The sequence below is a fragment of the Microbacterium sp. Bi98 genome (assembly GCF_918698045.1).
GTDB lineage: Bacteria > Actinomycetota > Actinomycetes > Actinomycetales > Microbacteriaceae > Microbacterium.
The window spans coordinates 411,802-432,534 of sequence record NZ_CAKKLK010000001.1 but is presented as its reverse complement, the minus strand read 5'-3'; the positions used below and the strand labels follow the sequence as shown (position 1 = coordinate 432,534).

General features: G+C 68.1%; 14 protein-coding genes. 9 read left to right on the top strand and 5 right to left on the bottom strand.

Going from position 1 to position 20,733, the window contains the following annotated elements:
• Positions 1-3: 3 nt before the first annotated feature.
• Both LQZ85_RS02130 and LQZ85_RS02125 read right to left on the bottom strand, forming a co-directional pair.
• On the bottom strand, positions 4-2,349 hold the full coding sequence (locus LQZ85_RS02130) for a glycosyltransferase (protein WP_056279720.1): 2,346 nt from the start codon (positions 2,347-2,349) through the stop codon (positions 4-6).
• Between the two features lie 15 nt (positions 2,350-2,364).
• Positions 2,365-3,411 (bottom strand): hypothetical protein, encoded by a 1,047-nt coding sequence (locus tag LQZ85_RS02125; RefSeq protein WP_157538282.1) that lies wholly within the window; start codon positions 3,409-3,411, stop codon positions 2,365-2,367.
• A 30-nt stretch (positions 3,412-3,441) separates the two neighbouring features.
• Here LQZ85_RS02125 and LQZ85_RS02120 point away from each other — a divergent pair, with 30 nt between their 5' ends.
• The gene (locus tag LQZ85_RS02120; RefSeq protein ID WP_230100394.1) at positions 3,442-4,485 is read left to right on the top strand and encodes a hypothetical protein; all 1,044 of its coding nucleotides are present in this window, start codon (positions 3,442-3,444) and stop codon (positions 4,483-4,485) included.
• A 15-nt stretch (positions 4,486-4,500) separates the two neighbouring features.
• Here LQZ85_RS02120 and LQZ85_RS02115 read toward each other — a convergent pair whose 3' ends face one another.
• A complete protein-coding gene (locus LQZ85_RS02115; protein WP_056279727.1) occupies positions 4,501-6,834 on the bottom strand; it encodes a glycosyltransferase in 2,334 nt (777 codons plus the stop codon).
• A 40-nt stretch (positions 6,835-6,874) separates the two neighbouring features.
• Between LQZ85_RS02115 and LQZ85_RS02110 the strand changes: the two genes are divergently transcribed.
• From LQZ85_RS02110 to LQZ85_RS02090, 5 genes are all read left to right on the top strand, one after another.
• Positions 6,875-8,041: a nucleotide sugar dehydrogenase gene (locus LQZ85_RS02110; RefSeq protein WP_056279729.1), complete on the top strand. Its 1,167-nt coding sequence runs from the start codon at positions 6,875-6,877 to the stop codon at positions 8,039-8,041.
• Between the two features lie 104 nt (positions 8,042-8,145).
• Entirely contained in the window at positions 8,146-8,997 is an 852-nt protein-coding gene (locus tag LQZ85_RS02105) for an ABC transporter permease (RefSeq protein ID WP_056279731.1), read from the top strand.
• On the top strand, positions 8,990-10,657 hold the full coding sequence (locus tag LQZ85_RS02100) for an ABC transporter ATP-binding protein (protein ID WP_230100393.1): 1,668 nt from the start codon (positions 8,990-8,992) through the stop codon (positions 10,655-10,657). Before LQZ85_RS02105 ends, LQZ85_RS02100 begins: the two co-directional genes overlap by 8 nt.
• 69 nt (positions 10,658-10,726) lie before the next feature.
• The gene (locus LQZ85_RS02095; RefSeq protein ID WP_056279733.1) at positions 10,727-11,830 is read left to right on the top strand and encodes a polysaccharide pyruvyl transferase family protein; all 1,104 of its coding nucleotides are present in this window, start codon (positions 10,727-10,729) and stop codon (positions 11,828-11,830) included.
• A complete protein-coding gene (locus LQZ85_RS02090) occupies positions 11,827-12,933 on the top strand; it encodes a glycosyltransferase (RefSeq protein ID WP_056279736.1) in 1,107 nt (368 codons plus the stop codon). The genes LQZ85_RS02095 and LQZ85_RS02090 overlap by 4 nt, the downstream gene beginning before the upstream one ends.
• Here LQZ85_RS02090 and LQZ85_RS02085 read toward each other — a convergent pair whose 3' ends face one another.
• A complete protein-coding gene (locus LQZ85_RS02085) occupies positions 12,934-13,899 on the bottom strand; it encodes a glycosyltransferase family 1 protein (RefSeq protein WP_056279738.1) in 966 nt (321 codons plus the stop codon).
• A complete protein-coding gene (locus tag LQZ85_RS02080; RefSeq protein ID WP_056279740.1) occupies positions 13,896-15,023 on the bottom strand; it encodes a glycosyltransferase in 1,128 nt (375 codons plus the stop codon). Before LQZ85_RS02080 ends, LQZ85_RS02085 begins: the two co-directional genes overlap by 4 nt.
• A gap of 164 nt (positions 15,024-15,187) precedes the next feature.
• Between LQZ85_RS02080 and LQZ85_RS02075 the strand changes: the two genes are divergently transcribed.
• The 3 genes from LQZ85_RS02075 to LQZ85_RS02065 all read left to right on the top strand — a co-directional run bounded on the left by LQZ85_RS02075 (position 15,188) and on the right by LQZ85_RS02065 (position 20,668).
• Positions 15,188-17,266, top strand: coding sequence for a glycosyl hydrolase (locus tag LQZ85_RS02075; RefSeq protein ID WP_056279742.1), 2,079 nt, complete (start codon positions 15,188-15,190; stop codon positions 17,264-17,266).
• 73 nt (positions 17,267-17,339) lie between these two features.
• On the top strand, positions 17,340-19,076 hold the full coding sequence (locus tag LQZ85_RS02070) for a DUF4012 domain-containing protein (protein WP_056279744.1): 1,737 nt from the start codon (positions 17,340-17,342) through the stop codon (positions 19,074-19,076).
• A gap of 80 nt (positions 19,077-19,156) precedes the next feature.
• On the top strand, positions 19,157-20,668 hold the full coding sequence (locus LQZ85_RS02065) for a sugar transferase (protein ID WP_230100392.1): 1,512 nt from the start codon (positions 19,157-19,159) through the stop codon (positions 20,666-20,668).
• Positions 20,669-20,733 lie beyond the last annotated feature (65 nt).

Genomic DNA, 20,733 nt, shown 5'->3' with positions numbered 1-20,733 from the left:
TCGCTATCGGCGCAGCAATACGCGCTTGACTTTGTTCGCCGCCGGTCGAAGCCACGGAGCAGCATCGATGACGCGGTGGCCGATGGGGGTCAGCTTCCGCTCGAGACGCTCCCCGAACGTACGCGGCTGCGACCGAGGGCGGAGTGCTGCGGGCGCGAGCGCCGTCGACCGAGAGGGCGCCGCTCGTGGCGGCGGGGTGCTCCGCTCGGCGAAGAAGACGAGCAGTTCGAGCACCTTGCGTCCGTCGTCGAGCGTGGGCTCGGGAGAGAGCTCCGCTGGAAGGCCACCATGCAGCAGCTGCTCGTAGAGCTGGGCGAAGTCGAACGAGGTGGCGTCAGCCGCGGCCAGGACGGAGGCTCTCGACATCGCTTCATACCGGGCCGGATCCGCGGCGACGTCCGCGATCGCCTGGGCGAGCGACTCCGGATCCTGCTGCGCCGTGGTGACGACGCCGGCGTTGTCCTGGATGAGCGACAGCCACGGCAGGTCGTACATCGCGATCGGAAGACCGCGTGACTGTGCCTCGGGGAGGGTGAGAGGGTACCCCTCGATGATGCTCGTGTTGACGAAGATGTCCGACGAATCGATCACCTCGAGGAGATCCGATCCATGCCGAGGACCGGTGGGCTCGACGCGGTCGGCCACGCCTCGGGTCGCGGCCAGATCCCGCAGCCGATCCGCGCTCATGTCGGCCCAGTCCGGACCGACGATCCGCAGCCGGAAGTCGATCCCGAGCCGCTGGAGCGCCGCGGCCACCTCCACCAGCTGCGTGACCTTCTTGGTGTGCTCTTCCAACCGCCCCCACCAGACGAGCTCCAGCCGGCGACCCGCCGGCGCCGGCTTCGCGCTGCGCGGTTCGCCGACGGCGAGGAGGAACGGCGACGGCGGGTTCGGGAGGTAGCTCACGTGACGGATGCCCCGGAGCTTCCAGAACGCCACATCGAGCGGAGAGAGCACCACCAGGTGCGCGAGCGCGCTCAGATGGGTCTGGAGCAGCGTCTGGAGGTCGTTCCCGTTGTACGTGGGGCGGCCTGCGAAGTTGTGTATCCAGCCGATGGTCGCCGACCCTGCCGAGCGGGCCGCGAGCGCGAACGAAGGCCAGTCGCGCGAATACAGGATGCGGTGGTCGATGACCACATCGACGGCGAAGCGTCGGCAGAACTGCGCCCACTGCGAAACGCGCTGACGTCGGCTCGTGCCGGTCAGTTGAACGAGCGTGGCGCCTTCGGGAACGAGCGATTCGGCGCTCCCGGGGCGATGCGTGACGATCGTCACCCGGTATCCGGCTCTGAGAAGGAACCGCGCCTGCGTGAGCAGCACACCCGAGACCCCGCCGGTGGTCAGCACATTGGTCGTCAGCAGCACGCTCCGCACCGGCGCGCGGCCGAGTTCGAGACGTTCCCCGTGCGTGACGAGCGCGGGGATCGCGTCGGGCGCGAAGGTCACGGCCGCCGCGATCAGGTCGAGGTCACCGACGCAGGATCGCAGCGTCTCGTGCGCGTGGGCCCGCGCCTCCGGCGGCAGCGCGGCGAAGGCGTCGAGTGCTTCCCCGATCGCGGTGAGATAGCCCGTGGTGTACCCGTCGAGCAGTGGCTCGGGGTCCGCGCTGTGTCGGGCCTTCTCCCGGACGGCCGGCTCGACGGCTTGCAACGACCTGACGTGGTGCATCGCTTGTTCGAGGCGCACCGGGTCAGCGGCGATGTCGCGCTGCTGCGATCGGCGCAGGTACTCGACCGTGCTGACTGCTCCATACGACGCCGCGGATGCGTAGGCCAGCAGCACGGCGCCCCGGTCGTCCATGAGCGGGCCGGAGTCGGTTGCGGACGTCGCGTACGCCCGTCGCAGCAGGTCGGTCTGGAACAGGTGTCGCGAGGGCACGAGCTCTGCGACGGTGTCCCGGGGGAGGAGGGCGCGGAGGATGTCGGGTCCGTGGAGAGGCCCCGCCTCAGCCGGGTGCGTCTCGCCCTTGCGGTCATCGGGCGACGTCTGGACGGCGAATCCGACGAGCTGCGCCTGCGATTCCACGGCGCAGCGGTGAAGCCGCATCGCGGCGCCGCGAGCCACGGTGTCTCCCGGCTCGAGCAGCAGCACGTACGGCGCCGTCGCGGCTTCGACCCCCGCCCGCCGGAGCTGCGAGCGGGCGGAGTCGGAAGGTCGGGTGATGGTGACGACACGCGGATCCGAGGTCGCCTCTGCGGAGGCGAGTCCGGTTCCGTCGGGGAGCACGCAGACGATCTCGATCTGGGCGAGTGACTGGGTGAGACACGATCGAAGGCTGCGCGCGACGGAGTCTGCTTCTGCGTCGGCGGGGACGATGAAGGAGACGAGAGGAGTCGAAGGCGTCGGCATGAGAGTCGTCCGGCGTCAGCGCGCGGCCGCGGCGGCGCGATACACCGCGAAGTACTGCTCGCTGATCAGGTTGGGGTCGCGCGCATCGAGGCGGGGGCGACCGGTGGGCGGATCTGCTCGCAATGCGGCGAGCTCGTTCTCGAGTGTCTGGGCGGTCAGCGGACCGGCATGGCGCCGCACCCATGAAGGGCCGACCTCGTCAGCGAGCGCCCGCGTCTGCGGGCTGTCCTCGACGAGCACGGGCCGATCCAGCGACAGAGCGAGCATGAGGACGCTCTGGGACCTGTGGTTCGTCGGCGCTGTGATGAGCACGATCTCCGCCTGGCTGATCTCCGAGACGCATTCTGCATCGGAGAGGAGCTCGTCGCGCAGCGACACCGTGTCGGTGAGGTCGGCAAGCGTTCGCGCGTAGGAGTCCTCGAGGTCGATCGGCACCTTGCCTGCGAGGCGCAGCGTCCAGCCGGGCAGGTCAGCGACTCCGAAGACGCTCACGGCCGGTCGGGACGACGGATGCAGGGTGTTGACCGCCGTGATCAGCACGCGGCCCGCGACGGCCTCTTCCCGAGGGAAGCCGAGGAACCGGTTGCGAAGGTGGCTGTGGCCGATGACGACCGTCGCTCTGCCGTCCGCCGCCGTCACGGCATCGAGCGATGTCACGGTCGTCGCTGCCGCATCGACGATCGCCTCCGCTCGGGACCGCGACCGATCCGCCTCCGTCTCGCGCACGGTGCGCACGAGGGCGATGCCTCGGCGTCGGAGCATCTTCGTGAAGCGCTTCGCCCGCCGTGTGCGCTCTCGGCCGCGAGTGCGGGGGCCGCCGATGACCGTCGCGATGTCGGTCAGGTGGATCACATCCACGCCGTGCGCCCGAAACGGGTCGGTGCGGAACTCCAGCACGGCGCCGGTCGGAGCACGACCCTCCGAGTCGTCGCCGACGAGTTCATCGACGTAGTCGACGCGATGCCGCGGCGGGCGCGAGGTGACGAGCACCGTCGGAACGGAAGCCTCGGTCGCGCCCGGTTCAGTCGCTGCTCCGGTCCTGGGGAGGGGCACGGAGAACACAGAGCCACCATATAGTGGGGTGCAGTGATTGTGAAACCGACTCAGCATGTGTTCGCCCATCTCAGCGGGCAGGACGACAACCTCGGCGACTCCGCACTGCGACTCGCCTATCTCGAAGCCTTGAGAGGTGCGGGGCGGCACGTGCACGTCTATCTCGGTGAGGCGACGAGTGATTTCACGGCCGGGTTCACACCGGCGTCAGACCTCACGTTCTATGACGCGAGAGGGGAGTGGGCCCAGGCCGAGGCCGCGGCCGCTCGTCCCGTGCACGCGTTCAACGCCGGGGAGATCAATCCGCGTACGGGGCACTTCCCGGTGCCACGCCGTGCGGCCGAGTGCGCACGGGTCCTCGACGCGGGCGGGGCGCTGATCTTCGCCGGCATCGGCATCAAGAACGTCGACACGCTGCATGGCGTGGTGTTCGACCCGGTCATGCGCGACGCCTCGGTGATGTCGTGGCGCGATCGAGGTTCTCGTGACGGTGCGGGATTCGGCGATTTCGCGCCGGACTGGGCCTACTCGGAGGGGCGAGCGGTCGACGAGTGGGCTGCGGCCGGCGATCGACCGCTCATCGCGGTGACCATGCGCTTCGACCGGGCATGGCCGGGTGATCAGTGGCTCGCGGACGTCCGTGCGTTCGCGGCTGCGACTCAGACCCGGATCGTCACCGTCGCCCAGGTGGCGCGCGACGCGCCTCGAGCGGTTCGGCTCGCAGAGGCTCTCGGCGGTGAGTACGTGATGCCCTCGAGCATGCGGCACGACGTGCTCGACGACTACGTGCGCGCGGTGTACCGGCAGTCGCTCGCCGTCATCAGCGACCGGGCGCACGGCCTCATCATCGGTGCGACCGAGGGGGCATACCCGATAGGTTCGGGCAGCGACCCTCACAAGATCTCACGCCTTCTGACAGCCGTCGGACTCGGTGACCTCGTCGGTCGATACGAACAGCTCGGCGAGTTCGCCGAGCAGTTCGAGTCGCACCTGCCGTCGCTCGCGCCGGCGGTCCACTCGGCCCGTGAAGACATCGTCCGCCTGACCGCGCGCATCCACGCGGCGATGGATGCCGTGGCGTAACGCCGACTTCGAGACTCAGCGCGCGCCGAGCCAGCCTTTCGCGCGGTGCGCGAGCGGCTGGAGTCCCGGGATCCGCCGCAGGGTCGCGCGGCCGAGTGGCGCCGCGGACTGCCAGGCGCGCTGGCCCCAGGTCGACGAATCGGTGGACGAGAAGGAGCGGCCATCCGCGCGCTGGGCGAAGAACACCAGCAGACCGAGCAGGCGACCGGCATCGTCGAGCGTCGGCTCGGGCGAGTACATCGGCGACAGCTCGCCGGTGACCACTTCGCGATACAGCTGCGCGAAGTCCTGGTCGCGCGCCCGTCTCGCGGCATCCACCGACGCCAGAGACAGCTGACGATAGCCCTCCGGATCAGCGAGCGTCTCGGCGAGCCGGGCGGCGAGCCCCCGGGCGTCCCCCTGGGGCACGGCGACGACACCCTGGTTGTCCTGCACGAGCGTGAGCCAGGGGAGCTCGTACATGAAGACCGGGAGCCCTCGGGCCTGTGCTTCGGCGATCGTGAGCTGATACCCCTCGATGATGCTGGTCGAGACGAAGGCATCCGCGGAGTCGATGGCCGAGACCAGCGCAGCCCCTCGCAGAGGCCCGACGGCGACGACGGCATCTCCGACGCCGCGACGACGCGCGAGGGCGTTGAGCTTCTTCGCGGTGACGTCATCCCAGTCCGGGCCGACGATCCGCAGTGTGAAAGGCACGCCGAGGGCGCGCAGCTGCACTCCGACCTCGACGAGCTCCCGCACCTGCTTGGTCCGCTGCTCGAGTCGCCCCCACCACACCAGCTCGAGACGGTCGGACGGCGGCGTCTTCGCACCTGTGCGAGCCGCCGACTCGAGCATCAACGGCGAGGGCGGGTTCGGCAGGTACGCCACGTTCTCGATGCCGCGCAGGCGGAAGTAGGCGACGTCGAGCGGTGACAGCGTGATGAGCTGAGCGAGCGTCGGACTGCAGCGCTCGATCAGGGTGAGCCGATCGTTGCCGTCGTAGACCGGTCGAGCGACGAAGTTGTGCAGCCAGCCGATCGTCGCCGCGCCCTCGGCTCGTGCCACGAGCGCGAACTCGGGCCAGGTGTCGGTGTAGAGCAGTTGGTGGTCGATGACCACGTCGACCTCGTGGGCGCGACAGATCTCGGCCCACTGCGTGAGCTGGGCGGGCAGTCGACGTGAGGTCAGCTCGACGAACGGGATGCCGGCGGGAAGAACGGTCGCGTCGCTGCCGCCGTTGCGGGCGACGACGGTCACCCGGTAGCCCGCCTCATGCAGATAGCGCGCCTGCGAGGTGAGCACGGCCGACACGCCGCCGGTACGGAGGGTCGACGTGACGAGCAGGATGCTGCGTGCGGGCCGGTCAGGCAGCCCCTGCCACGTCGTGTGGAACCTGAGAGCCTTGAGAGTCGCCGGATAGAACCGCGCAGCGGCATGGATGATGTCCGGGCCGCTGACGACCGTGTGCAGATGTGCGAGAGCGCCGTCGAGCATGCCCTCGTCGCTGTGCTCGACCAGCTGGAAGCACACGTATCCGATGATCGAGAAGCGCACCGACGCGTAGGTGTCGCGGACGAGGGTCGGATCGGCATGTGCGGTTGCGAGTGCCTCGACAGCCGATCCGATCGCGTCGACCGAGCGGATCGCCCCTGTGTAGAACCGCGCCCGTTCGAGGGTGTCGACCCGGTGCCCGCTGCCACCGCGACCGAAGTGATAGCGGTACAGCTTGTCGGGGACCGCCGCGTAGCTCTCGGCGAGTATGGCCACGAGGAAGAGAAGCGGCAGGTCGTTGATGCGCGGGAGCACGAGGTCGTCGGGGACGAGGGAGTACGCCTCGCGCAGCACGCTCGTGCGGAAGAGGAATCGCCAGAGCTGACCCTGAGCAGGCTTTCCCACCGGGAAGAGGGTGCGCAGCACGTCATCGCCGGCGTGCGGATGCTGCGGCGGCTGCAGGCGCACCTCGTACGGGCTGCCGGTGCGGCCGTCGCGCTCGATCACCGTGACACCGAACCCGACGATGTCCGCGTCCGTCCCCTCGGCCTTCGCGACCGCGACCGCGGCGGCATCCGGGGTCAGCTCGTCGTCGCCGTCGAGGAACATCACGCGATCGGCGCTCGCCGCGAGGATCCCCGTGCGGCGAGCCTGGAAGGCCGACCGGTTGCGTTCGTGTCGCACGACGCGCACTCGCGGGTCCCGTCGGCGGAATCGCTCGAGCACGCCGGCAGTGCCGTCGGTCGAGGCGTCATCGACGCAGATGATCTCGATGTCGACGAGGCTCTGCGCGAGGGCGCTCTCGAGAGCCGTCGCGACAGTCGCGTCGTCACCCGAGACCGGTATGACGATGGAGAGCAGAGGGCGCGGTGTCATCGCGCACGAGTCTATCCGCGGGCCGGGATAGCCTGAGGGCATGAAGATCGCCATCGCCGGGACCGGATACGTCGGCCTGTCCAACGCCGTCATCCTCGCCCAGCACCACGAGGTGTTCGCCGTCGACATCGACCCTGGGAAGGTCGAGCTGCTCAGTCGCCGCGTCTCGCCCATCGCCGACGTCGAGCTCGAGGACTATCTCGCCACGCACGAGCTCGATCTCACGGCGACCGTCGACGCCGAGGAGGCCTACCGGGACGCCGACTTCGTCGTCGTGGCCACGCCGACGAACTACGACGAGGTGACCAACTACTTCGACACCTCGTCGGTCGAGAACGTCATCGACACCGTGCTCGCCGTGAACCCGGACGCCGCGATCGTGATCAAGTCGACGGTGCCGGTGGGATTCACCGCGCGCATGAACGCGGAGCATGGACAGGCGACGATCGTCTTCTCTCCGGAATTCCTGCGAGAGGGGCGCGCGCTGCACGACAACCTCTATCCGTCGCGCATCGTCGTCGGCGACCGCGGCCCCGTCGGCGAGGCATTCGCCGCCCTTCTGCTCGAAGGGGCGATCGCCACCGACGTGCCCGTGCTGCTCACCGAGTCGACCGAGGCCGAGGCGATCAAGCTCTTCGCCAACACCTACCTGGCATTGCGCGTGGCGTACTTCAACGAGCTCGACACCTACGCAGTGGTGCACGGGCTCGACACGAAGCAGATCATCGAGGGAGTGGGACTCGACCCGCGCATCGGGTCGCACTACAACAACCCCTCCTTCGGCTACGGCGGATACTGCCTGCCCAAGGACACCAAGCAGCTGCTGGCGAACTACTCGAAGGTGCCGCAGAACCTCATCGCGGCGATCGTCGATGCCAACAGCACCCGCAAGGACTTCGTCGCCTCCGACATCCTCGCCCGAGAGCCCCGGACCGTGGGCGTCTATCGCCTCGTCATGAAGTCCGGGTCGGACAACTTCCGCGCGTCGTCGATCCAGGGCATCATGAAGCGCATCAAGGCGAAGGGCGTCGAAGTCGTCGTGTACGAGCCCTCGCTCGAGGAGGACGAGTTCTTCCACTCCGAGGTCGTTCGCGATCTCGACGAGTTCAAGTCCAGGGTCGATGTCATCATCGCCAACCGCTCGACGGATGCGCTCGACGACGTCGTCCATAAGATCTACACCCGCGACATCTACGGTCGCGACTGAGCCTGGGTCCAGACGACGGACTCACCCGGTGGGGTAGCATGATCCGATATGCCGGCTTCGTGCATGCGCATCGTGCGACGCGGTAGAGAGGTAGAGGATTCGGTATGGGAGCGACTGCTGTGCCCGCGACCTCCGGTCTGAGCGAAGTCGGGACGCGTCCTCGCTTCGGCGACTACCTCGCCGACACCTGGCAGCTTCGCACCTTCGCCCTGCGTCTGGCTGGCAGCCGTCTGATCGCGGGACTGCTGCCGAACCGTCTCGGTGTGCTGTGGGTGGTCCTCAAACCGCTCTCCCTCGCGATCGTCTACGGCACGATCTTCAACTTCATCCTCGCCGGCGCCGCGCGGCCGGCGAACTTCGTGCCGTACCTCATCGTCGGCGTGTTCGTCTTCGAGTTCTTCACCGGCTGCTTCGGCAGCGGATCCAAGGCGATCACGAGCAACTCCAAGCTCGTCCAGAGCTTCGGATTCCCGCGCATCCTCCTGCCGATCTCGGTGATCGCGGAGCAGGCGATGCGGATGGTGCCCGTCGTGCTGCTGCTCGGCATCCTGCTGCTCATCCTGGGCGAGCCGGTGGCGTGGTCGTGGCTCCTGATCATCCCGATCCTCGCGGTCATGGGCGTGTTCAATCTGGGTATCGCTCTCATCGTCGCGCGGATCTCGGTGCGCACGCGTGACATCCAGCAGCTCGTCCCGATCATCAACCGCGTGCTCTTCTACGCCAGCGGCATCTTCTTCAACATCGACGGCGCGCTCGGGGGGTACCCGGTGCTGCTCACGATCGCGCACCTCCTGCCGACGTATGAATTCATCGCTCTGGCCCGCGACGTGATGCTGGACGGCTATGCCGCGCCGCTCCTCGCATGGATCGCTGCGCCGATCTGGGCACTGGTGGCGATCGTCGGGGGGACGATCTTCTTCTGGCAGGGCGAGCCGAGGTATGGCCTCAGTGACTGATCTTCTGCTCCCGGACACGCGAGCGAACTCGCTCGACACCTCACCACGGCCGATGATCGTGGCCGACAACGTGCACGTCAACTATCGCGTGTACGCATCCGGCAAGCGGATGACGACGCGCGAATCGCTGACGAGTCTGCGCTCCTTCCGAGGCGGTCGAGACCTCCACACGGTCCCGGCGCTGCGAGGAGTGAGCTTCACGGCGACGGAGGGCGAGTCGATCGGCGTCGTCGGCCACAACGGCTCGGGGAAGTCCACGCTGTTCCGGGCGATGACCGGACTCATCCCGCCTTCCGAGGGCGCGATCTACGCTCGTGACCGCCCCGTGCTCCTCGGTGTGAACGCGGCGCTCGTCCCGGAGCTCTCGGGCGAGAACAACATCAGGCTCGGACTGCTGGCGATGGGATTCAGCCCCGAGGAAGCGGCTGCGCGCGTCGACGAGATCGCCGACTTCGCGGAGCTCAACGACTTCATCTACCACCCGATGCGCACGTACTCGTCAGGCATGGGGGCGCGACTCAAGTTCGCGATCGCATCGGCGAAGGCGCATTCGATCCTCCTGATCGATGAGGCGCTGGCCGTGGGGGACAGGCGATTCCGCGCGAAGAGCGAGAAGCGCATCAACGAACTGCGTGACAGCGCCGGCCTCGTGATGATCGTCAGCCACTCGACCGGTTCGCTCAAGCAGACCTGCGAGAGAGTGCTCTGGGTGCACAAGGGCGAGCTCATCGCCGACGGACCCACCGACGATGTCATCGCCGAGTATGTCGCCTGGACCAAGAACCCCGGGTCGAGTGCTGTCGGAGCCGCCTCCGCCGCGAAGCCGGCGACGAAGAACGCGCCGGTCGCCGTCGGATTCGACGCAGGTGAGCATCTGCAGAGCGGTCGGTCCGGAGGCGGAACGCATGCCGCATCCGCACTCTCGTCCGGAGCTGAGGAGCCGCGCGCTCTCGCCCGTCGTGAGCGCCATCGTCGCGCCGAGAAGCGTACGAGAAAGCGCAGCGTGCTGCTGATGGTCCTCTCCGGAGTCGCGCTGCTGCTCGCGGTCGCAGCCGGAGCGATCATCGGCACCCTCAGCAGCGTCGCGGCGCCCGCTGACCCCGAGCCCTCGGTGCGTCCGACCCCCTCGGCCCCGGCCCCCGCCGCGGACCCCGTGATCAAGAGCTTCACCGCCAACACGGCGACGGTCGAATGCGCCTCAGAGGAAGCGGAAGCACAGGTGCTGCTGAGCTGGCAGATCGACGATGCCGAGAGCGTCGCGATCGCGGCAGGCGACGCTCAGGTCGATGCGCTCGAGTTCCCGATCGCAGCGGCGCTGCCGGCCAACCTCACCGATCGAGCGGTTCCCTTCGCGTGCGGCTCCGAGGCCACCGTGTACACCGTCACTGCGGAGAACGGCGACGGTGTGAGGGTCAGCGCTCCCGTCACCGTGACGCGCGCACTGCCTGTGGAGACCGAAGAGCCCGACAACCGGGACTCCCGGCCCGACCAGGAGCCGTCGCAGCCGATCGAGCCCGAGCCGGTTCCTCCGAGCGAACCCGCGCCGCCGGTGGAGCCGCAGCCGACCACTCCGCCGGTCGAGCCGACGCCCGAGCCGTCACTGCCGCCGGTCACCGAGCCTCCCGTCTTCGACCCAGGCACCGGAACGACCACCCCCTGAGCGCGGGGACCGCCGAGTTCCGCGGCATCCCTGACCGGCCCGAGCGCTGAGAGCGACTAGATTTACCTCATGCGCCGTCTGGTTCCTCTCTCATCCAGAGCGCCCCGGCGAACCCGGACTTTCGTCTCGCTCACCGGCCCCGCCGGCAACATCGGAGATGCGCTGATCCGGCGTGAAACCCTCGGCTGGGCGCTGGGAACAAGCGATCAGCTGGTCGCTTACACGGGAGACGCACCCGATGTGTGGCTGAGGCAGCTGAACCTGCCGGCGGACGCCATCGTCCTGCGGTCGAAGAAGTCGGTTCCGCGCTGGCTCTGGCTTCTCCTCATCGCTCCGCGGCACCCCGTGCTGGTGTTCGAAGCGGGGGAGATCCCGCTCGACCGCGGCAACGGACTCAGAGAGCTGGTGTTCCTGGCCGAGACCCTCGTCGTCCGTCTCAAGGGCGGCGTGGTCGTCCGTCCGCCGCGGGGGATCCGCGCGCCGTCGTCGCCCGCTCTCGCCATCCATCGTGCGGCAGCCCGCCTGTCGCAGGTGACACTGTGGCGCGACGAGTCGACGCTGGCGATCGCGCGCTGCGGCGCACTCGCACCCGACATCGGATTCTCGGCCGGCGTACGCGACGGGCGCCCATGGAGCGAACGCTCCGAGCTGCTGGTGAGTCTCCGCGGCGCACGCCCTCTGCCGGACGCGGCGTGGCTGAGCGCGGTGCGTGAGGCCGCCGAGTCCGCTGGCCTCTCGATCCGAACCGTCGTCCAGGTGCGGGAGGACGAGAGCCGGGCGCGCGAGCTCGCGCAGCTGCTCGGCGGCGAGTTCGAGGCCTGGGGAGACACCGATGCCCTCGTACAGGAGGAGCGCCTTCGACAGCGCTATGACACCGCGCAGATCGTGGTCAGCGACCGCATGCACGTTCTGGTGCTCGCCGCGCTGAGCGGGGCCATTCCGGTGGAGCTCGTGCCCAGCCCCACGCCGAAGATCTCGAAGGCCTTCGCGGCGATCGGTCTGCACGGACTCTCCGTCGACGCCTCTGCGAGCGACCCGCCGCGCCTGCAGGAGGCCCTCCGTCCGACGCCGGAACGCGCGGCAGAGGTCTGCGAGCGGGTGCGCATGGCAGCGTCGACTCTCGAGAGCGTCCAGCGGATGATCCGCGACGGCGTCCGCAGGACGCGAGCATGACCGACGCCTCGGCGCGCACCGGCACCCCGACCGGGCGGATCCTCTTCCTCTCGCACAGCCATCCGTTCGGGGTCTTCCGGGTCGGCAGCCACCACTACGCCCGAGTGCTGTCCGACCGCGGGGTCGATGTCGTCCACGTGAGCACTCCGATCTCCCTCGTGCATCGGCTGACCGGGCGGGTGAACTCATCGCGCCTCACCGGCATCCCTCGTCGAGCCGAGCGAGACCGGGACGGCGTGCTGCAGATCGTCCCGAGCACCGTCCTGCCGAGGCCTCTGGCGGTGCCGACCGTCGCCCGGATGCTGCAACGCGAGGGCATCGATGCGGCGTTCGATGCGGTGCTCATCGATCAGCCGCTGCTCTGGGACCCATCCGTACGGTCGCTCTCGAGCCGCGTGATCTATCGACCGACCGACCTCTACCCCGGCGGGGTGAAGCACGCCCTGCAGCGACGAATTCTCGACCAGGCCGACGGTGTGATCGCCACCTCCGACGAAGTGCTGCGCGGGCTCGGCGACCTGCACGTGCCCTCGCTGATACTGGCCAACGGGGCGGAATCCGCTCAATTCGCGCCGCCGCGCGCTGATGCGGGTCCCCGCGGCGCCCGCTGCGTGTATGTCGGAGCGCTCGACGACCGATTCGATTGGGGGCGCATCGAGGGCTGGGCTCTGGCTCGGCCGGACGTCGAGTTCGTCATCGCGGGGCCCGATGCACGCCCGCCCCGAGCCCTGCCGGCGAATGTCGAGATCGTGGGGCCCGTTCCGTACGCCGACGTACCGAGCCTGCTGCACACGGCGCGCGTCGGTCTCCTCCCGCTCTCCGACAGCCCGCTCAACGCGGGGCGCAGCCCGATGAAGCTCTATGAGTACCTCGCAGCCGGGCTGGCAGTCCTGGCGCGCGAGACGCCCGGCATCGGCGCATCATCCGACCTCGGCATCGAGGTCTACACCGATGACGGAGACGCGGATGCTGCGCTCGAACGCGCGCTGGCGCACCCGTCGCCGAACCGTTCCGGTGGCGCCCTCGCATCGTCCGCGTCGTGGGAGCGCAAGACGGACTCGCTCGAGCAGTTCCTCCGGACGGTTCCGAGTCGCAGCGTCTAGTCAGTCGAGCAGCCGGGTGATGGTCGCCGAGATGATCCCCGCGGTACGGTCCCAGTCATAGCCTTCGGGGGGATCGACCCGGCGTTCGGCGGACACGGCCTCCGTCAGGGCGCTGGCCCACTCGTGAGCGTCGTCGGCGGAGGCCACCGCACGACCGCGGTATCCCACGATCTCCCCGACTGCTTCGCATCCGGCCCAGTACACGACCGGCGTGCCGCAGCGGATCGATTCCAAGGCGGGCAGCCCGAACCCTTCGAGCGTCGAGGGCATCACGGTCGATGAGGCGCCGCGATAGAGGTCGGCGAGCTCCTCGTCACCGAGGTTGCTCACCCAGCGCACTCTGGCGTCGACGTGCCGTTGCGTCGCCCTGGCGGTCAGCTCCGCGACCTCGCGCTCAGGGACGACGGCAACGAGGCGCACGTCGCGTGCGGCGCTCAGAGCGTCGAGGACCACATCGAGATTCTTGTGTGCACGGCCGTTTCCGACGAACAGGATGTAGGGGTCGGACCGCTGCAGCGCGCCTTCTGGCGGACGGAAGGCCTCGGAGCATCCATTGCCCGCGTTGACGATCTCGACGTCGTCGTCGTCCACCCACGATCGAATGGCTCTGGCGGACGTCTCGGACACGGTGAGCACGATGCCGGCCCGGCGCACGACGGCACGTACCGGGCCTGAATAGTAGGCGGCGAACTTCCAGCGGTCGAGTCCCGGACTGCTCAGTTGGATGAGATCGTGCAGCGTGAGGAGCTGTCGTCTGCTGCGAAGGAGCGCGCCGTAGCCGGGGGAATAGACGAGAGCGTCGTGCGCCGCCGCCGGTCCCACCGAACGGAAGGCGTCGACCCCCGAGAACGGAGTGCCGCCCAGGCCAAGTGGTTCCCAGGGCAGGGTCAGCCGGGGGAGCACTTCCGAGGCGTATCGGCCGATGCCGTGCGTGCCGCGGTAGCGGTCGTCTACGAGGAGCGTCACGCGCTCCTCGTCTCAGGCAGGCGTGCGTCGTCGACCGATTCGGTCACCCATTCTCTGATGCGGTCGGCGAAGACCGCTTCCGAGAACCTCTGCGCCTGCGCACGACAGGCATCGGCTGACAGGCCGGCCACCACGTCGACCGCGCTGCGCAGCTCGTCGCGCGACCAGTGCTCGACGAACGCACCGGTGCTGCCCTCGACGATCGTCTCCGCGGTGCCGCCGACGGCCGCGGCGATCACCGGCTTGCCTGCCGCCATGGCCTCGACCGGGACGATGCCGAAGTCCTCCACCGCCGGGAACACGAGGGCGATGCACCTCTGCAGCAGAGCGCGATAGAGCTCCGCCCCCGGTGACGCGACGAAGAAGACACGACCGGGCGCGCGCTCCTCGGCGATCGAACGCAGGCGAGCCTCGTCCGATCCCGATCCTGCCAGCACGACGGGCACGTCGGCGGCGATCCCGGCCTCGATCACCAGATCCAGCCGCTTGTAGGGGATCAACCGTGAGAAGCCGAGAAGGAATGTCTCAGGCAGCGCCGCGAGGACGCGCTCATCGCGTTCGTCCGGCGCGGGCGGACGGGTGAAGCCTGCTACGTCGACGGGCGGGTGGATCACCGTGCTCTCGCGATGCCATGCCTGGGCTATGCGCCTCTGCACGAACACGCTGTTGGCGGCGATCGCCACCGGTTCCTGAGCGCGCTTGCGATCGACCCCCTTGAGCACTTTCGCCGCGGCTCGGGCAGCGAGCGTGTCGCCGCGCAGATCGAGCTCGGGGTTCCAGATGTATCGCGCCGGAGTGTGCGCGTACACGAGCTTCGGAGCATCCCGCGCAGAGCCCGCGAACCTCGCATGGTGCGCGAAGAGATGCGAACTCGTGAGGATCCAGTCGGCATCCACGCGAGGAAGGGCCCGCCAGGCGAGAGGCATCAGCGGGACGGCCGCGGCCTTGTGTCCGCGCAGCGGCGTGCGAGCGAGCCAGGTCTCGCCGTCGACGACGAATCGGCCGTCGCTCTCGTTCCACAGGCAATACCGCGCGGCGTCCGGGAACACCTCGTTCAGCGCCTCGAAGACGTTCTCGGAGCCGCCCCGCGGTGCGAGCCATTCGTGCACCAGCACGCCGCTCACAGCGCCGCCCTCTCCCCAGGGGGCGCGGGGGCGCGGGGTCTCGACGAAGCCTCGGCACGCATGCGTCGAGTCTAGGGAAGTTCCGCGCACACGGCCGCGACGGCTGTCAGGTTCGCCTCGACTCGACCCGATATGTTGGGAATCGGACACTTGGGGGGAAATACATGATGGCTCTGCGCGCGACGAAGAAGACGATCATCATCGCGAGCGCGGTCGCCGTGCTTCTGGTCGGAGGCGGTGCTGCCGCAGCGATGGTGATCGCGGGACAGCAGCCTCAGCCTCAGCCGCAATCAGAGGCATCGCCCGAGGCCTCTCCGACGCCGGTCGTGTCCGATCCGCCAGCCGAGGTACCCGTCACGAACGTCGCGCGGGCGTCGATCGACGGATGGACACTCGCGGACCGCACGGTCGTCGGCACGGTGCTTCCCGAAGTCGGTGACACCGCAGAGGGCGCTGTGTCGCTGCGTGTGGATGCTCCGGCCGACGATGCCGACATCGTCGCCGCATCCGCTCCCGTCGCTCTCGCGCCCAGCACCGACTACACGCTCAGCGTCTCTGCGCGAGTCCTCGCCGAGGAGAAGGTCGAGAGCGGCGTCCGGCTGACCGCGGCTGGTCAGACCTTCACTCTTCCCGAGCTGGATGCGGAGTGGGAGACGATCGAGTTCCCGTTCACGACCGCCGCCGACCAGGCTGCCGCATCCACGTTCGACGTCGTGCTCTCGGGCGCTGTGCGCGGTTTCGGCATCGACGACGTGTCCATCGCGGCGGACGGCGGCGACAATCTCATCCCGAACGGCTCGTTCGAGGCCGTGCAGACGCCGGCGGGCATCGTCAACGACTCCCTCGTGATGACCGACGAATCCGCTCTGCTCGCCGTCTCGCTCGCCGAGGGTGCCGTGCAGTGGAGCGCGACGTCGACGTCCGGCGGCGATCCGATCACCGGCGAGTCGAACTCGAGCGGACCGCTGTCCGCGCTGCCGCTGGCAGGCGTGCCGCAGGGGCACTACACCGTCGCGATCAGCGACGCCGCGGGCCTCCAGGTCCAGACGGACGTCGCCGTGATCGACGCCGACGGCTTCTCCGTGGCGCAGGACGGACGCTTCGGTGTCGGCGCGCACGTCGAGAAGGAGGCCTTCGTCGGCACCGGCTCGCTCGCGGCCGCCATCGGCTTCGCCGAGGTGCGCAACGACATCTCGTGGGAGCGCAACGAGAAGGTGGCCGGCCAGTACGCGTGGGACCAGAATTACGTACGCGAGTTCGAGCGCATGCACGCGAACGACGTGAAGCTGCTGGGCCTCGTCGTGTACGGCAACCGACTCTACGGCGCCAGGAAGGCACCAGGCGACGAGGCCGCGATCCAGGCCTATGGCGCCTATGCGAAGGCCGTCGCTGACAGGTTCGACCTCGTCGGCCTCGAGGTGCTCAACGAGTTCAATCACCGAGAGAATGACACGGCCTGCGGTTCGGCGCCCGCGTGCTACGTCCCGATCGCGCAGTCCGTTCGCGACCACGTCAGCACCGCGTACCCCGACCTCCCGATCGTCACGGGATCCACGGCCCTCTACGACCGCGACTGGTTCGTCGGGTTCTGGCAGGCGGGTGGGATGGCCGTGACCGATGCTGCGAGCTATCACCCATACGAGTCGTGGATCAACCGCGACGCCGATCTGATCGCCGGCACCGTGCAGCAGTCGTATGCCGACATGCAGGAGGCGGCGGGGGAGACCCGGCCGGTGTGGGTCACCGAGATGGGTTTCCCGACGCACTACGACGGCGTCTCCGCGCTCGAGCAGGGACAGATGATGGTTCGCAATGAGGCGCTGGCCTTCGCGAACGGGGTCGAGAAGTACTTCTGGTACGACCTGGTCAACGACACGCCCGATCCCGCGGCAGGCGAGGCGAACTTCGGACTCTACGAGCACGCACCGCGCGCGAACGTGGTGGCGTTGGCGCCGAAGCCGGGTGCTTTCGCCCAGGCGCTGATGATCACGCAGCTTCGCGACAAGGCATTCACCACCGACGAATCCGACGATACGAGCACGGTCCAGGTCTTCGGAGCCGGAGATGACGAGACCCGAATCGCCTGGGCGGCGCAGGGCGAGGTCCAGCGCACCTTCGCATCGGATGCGCCACTGACCGTCACGGACATGTCAGGCCTCTCGCAGTCGTTCGAGCCCGAGGACGGCGAAGTCACGCTGACTCTCGGCCCGTCTCCGGTGTTCATCACCTCCGCGGTGGAGTGAGGCAGTCGACGGCGGCCTCAGGGGCCGCAGGTACAATTCCCCAGATCAATCCAGCACGAGAGGCAAGTCCTTCATGAGCGCAGACCGTCAGGATGCGAAGGTCATCGACAACCCGAGCTCGGGCCGCCAGCGGCGCCGACGGCGGATCTGGGCGATCGTCATCGTGGTCATCATCGCGTTCCTCATCGCGGTGTGCTGGGTGGGCCTGCGAGCCATCACGGTGAAGGACGGCCTCGTCGAGAGCCAGGCGCTCATCGCTGAGATCCAGGACGGCGGTGACGTCGATGCGGTGCTTCCCGACCTGTCCGAAAGTGCCGCCAGTGCCGGAGCAGCGGCCTCCGATCCGGTGTGGTGGGTCATGGAGTGGATCCCCGTCCTGGGCGACAACCTCAAGGGTGTGCGTCTCTCGGCACAGTCGCTCGACACGCTCGTCAACGACGTCGCGCTGCCCGTGATGGGTGACGAGGACTCGACCGGCTCGATCACCGAGCGGCTTCTCGCCGCCACCGACGACCAGGCGAAGAACATCACTGAGCTCGCCGATGGGCTGGATTCCGTCTCGAAGTCGCCGTTCCTCGTCTCCGTCGTGCGTGACGGCGTCGACAAGGTCGACGAGGTCATGGGGTCCGCGGCGCCGATGATCGCCGCTCTCCCGACGCTGCTCGGAGGGGACGGGGAGCGCAACTACCTGCTCGTCTTCCAGAACAATGCGGAGACCCTCGCCCTCGGAGGCAGCGCAGCGGCCCAGACCCTCGTGCGCGTCGATGCCGGCTCGATCGCCATCGGGGGACAAGGCGACAGCGGAAACTATCAGAACGGCGTGGCCGTCGACGTCGATGTCCCGCAGAGTGCCATCGATCTGTACACGAGCTACCTGGTCGATCACATCAACACGAGCATGAGTCGCCCCGACTTCCCGACGGCGGCGAAGATCATGCGCGCATGGTGGCAGCGGGACATCGCCGACGATGAGATCGCCGGCGTCATCTCGATCGACCCCCTCGCCCTGTCTCGGATCCTGAAGGCGACCGGCCCCATCGAGCTGTCCTCCGGCGAGATGCTCTCGGAGGACAACGCCGTCTCTCTGCTTCTCAGCGAGGTCTACGGCCGCTGGGATTCGTACAAGGAGCCCGACCTCGTCGACGGGTTCTTCGCCGATACGGCGGCCGCTGTCTTCGAAGCGATCGCCGCCGGCGACTTCGATCTCAAGGACATGATGTGGGCGATCACGGAAAGTGCGTCACAGGGCAGCGTGCTGGTCTGGAGCGATGACTCGCAGGTCGCCGAGGCGATCGAAGGCGCCAGGATCAGTGGTGTGCTCCCCACCGTGAACTCCGACACGACGACCATGGGCATCTACTTCAACAACACCAACGGCTCGAAGATCGACTACTTCACCGAGACGGCGACGAGCGCCACGGCCACCTGCGAGGCCGACACCGCCACCTTCACCGCGACTGCGTCGCTCGGTCTACCACTCACGCAGCGCCAGGCCGAGGCTCTGCCGCGGTACGTGCAGAGTATGACCTTCGGCGCCCGCTTCCGAGACACGATCTATGTCTACGGGCCTCCGGGGACCACTCTCAGCGACGCGACGTTCAACGGCGACGAGGTATCGATCGCCCACCGCGACATCGACGATCTCGGACGCCCCGTCGTCGCATTCGAAGCGTGGTTCGATCCGGGAGACTCTGTCGACGTGACGGCCACATTCGTCGGACCGAGCGGTGATTACGGCCCGCTCGCGGTGCGGACGAACCCGATGGTCAACGGCACGAAGCCCGTGGTCACCGACGACTGCGCAGGCTGACGTGCTCGGACGCCCCGGATTCCGGGGCTTCCGAGACCGATATACTTGCTCCCGTTCTGGCGTCAGCACAGTAAAGGGGGGTGAGAGTCGTCGTCGTTCAGCTCGAGCACGGTGGCTCCGGCTCGTCACGCGAGCCGTCGGAGACGACTCCGGTGCGCGCGAAGAAGGCGCGGCGGGTCGCCTGGACTCGGCTCTACGCGAGCCGTCTCTTCTACAACGACGTGATCGTGGTCCTGGTCACGCTGGTCGTATCCTCGATAGTCGTCCTTCCCGGGCTGCTCACCGGTGTGTCCTGGCCCGGCGGTCCTCGCGTCTCGTATCTCGTGGTGCTGGGCGCGATCGGATTCCTCTGGCTGGTCGCACTCGACGTCACGGATTCGCGCGACCGCCACACGGTCGGGCACGGGGCTGACGAATACCGTCGCATCGTGAACGCCTCGGTCGCGGTGTTCGCCGTCACCGTCGCGATCGCGTTCTTCCTCGGGATGGAGCTGTCGAGGGCTCTCGTCGCGGTCGTCTTCCCGCTCGGCCTGGTGCTTCTCCTCATGTCGCGATGGATGTGTCGCCAATGGTTGAGGGGGCGGCAGAAGACCGGCCAGTATCTGCACAGGGCGGTGGTCATCGGCGAGCCGTCGAAGGTCGCCCTCGTCGCGCGCGAGATCCGGCGGGCGAAGAGCAGCGGGTACGAGATCGTCGGCGTGATCACCGAGAACACGTCGGCGGCAGACATCTCGGGCTTCGAGGTGCTGGGGGACATCGCCAACGTCGAGAAGGTGCTCGACGAGGTGCGCTTCGACGCGCTGATCATCGTCGGCTCCGACGACCTCGATCCGCTGACGATGCGTCGGCTGGGCTACTCGGTGTCCGACCGGGACATCCAGCTCATCATGGCTCCGGTGCTGACCGACATCGCCGGACCCCGCATGCACGCGACGCCTGTTGCCGGCCTGCCCCTCGTGCACGTCGACTTCCCTCGGATGGAGGGCTCCAAGCGGTTCCTCAAGCGCGCGTTCGACATCGTCGGATCCTCGTTGCTGCTGGTCCTCCTCTCGCCGGTCTTCCTCATCGCGGCCATCGCGATCCGCATCGAAGGCCCGGGAAGCATCTTCTATCACCAGGAGCGCATCGGTCGGGGTGGGAAGACCTTCGGCATGCGCAAGTTCCGATCGATGGTCGCCGACGCCGACGATCAGTTGGCGACGCTGCTCGATCTTCAGGGCGACGGTGGAACGCCGCTGTTCAAGATCAACGACGATCCCCGGATCACCAGAGTGGGACGCTTCTTCCGCAAGCACTCGATCGACGAGCTGCCGCAGCTGATCGACGTGTTCCTCGGGGACATGAGCCTCGTGGGGCCTCGCCCGCAGCGCGCTTCCGAGGTCGCGCTGTACGACGACTTCGCCCATCGTCGCCTGTTGGTGAAGCCCGGTATGAGCGGACTGTGGCAGGTGAGCGGACGCTCGTCGCTCTCGTGGGAGGAGACGATCCGACTCGACCTGTACTACGTCGAGAACTGGTCGCTCATCCAGGATCTCATCATTCTCTTCCGCACCATCCGTGCCGTGGTAGCCCCCGGTGCGAGTGCGCACTGACGTCCGTACGACACATTCGCGGCGACTGTCCGCGTCGTATCCAGGGCTGCGCGGCGTCGCTCGGT

Bases quoted from the DNA above. Each gene is read 5' to 3' on its own strand.
- LQZ85_RS02130 (WP_056279720.1), bottom strand. From the start codon at position 2,349: ATGCCGACGCCTTCGACTCCTCTCGTCTCCTTCATCGTCCCCGCCGAC.
- LQZ85_RS02115 (WP_056279727.1), bottom strand. From the start codon at position 6,834: ATGACACCGCGCCCTCTGCTCTCCATCGTCATACCGGTCTCGGGTGAC.
- LQZ85_RS02110 (WP_056279729.1), top strand. From the start codon at position 6,875: ATGAAGATCGCCATCGCCGGGACCGGATACGTCGGCCTGTCCAACGCC.
- LQZ85_RS02105 (WP_056279731.1), top strand. From the start codon at position 8,146: ATGGGAGCGACTGCTGTGCCCGCGACCTCCGGTCTGAGCGAAGTCGGG.
- LQZ85_RS02095 (WP_056279733.1), top strand. From the start codon at position 10,727: ATGCGCCGTCTGGTTCCTCTCTCATCCAGAGCGCCCCGGCGAACCCGG.
- LQZ85_RS02090 (WP_056279736.1), top strand. From the start codon at position 11,827: ATGACCGACGCCTCGGCGCGCACCGGCACCCCGACCGGGCGGATCCTC.
- LQZ85_RS02075 (WP_056279742.1), top strand. From the start codon at position 15,188: ATGATGGCTCTGCGCGCGACGAAGAAGACGATCATCATCGCGAGCGCG.
- LQZ85_RS02070 (WP_056279744.1), top strand. From the start codon at position 17,340: ATGAGCGCAGACCGTCAGGATGCGAAGGTCATCGACAACCCGAGCTCG.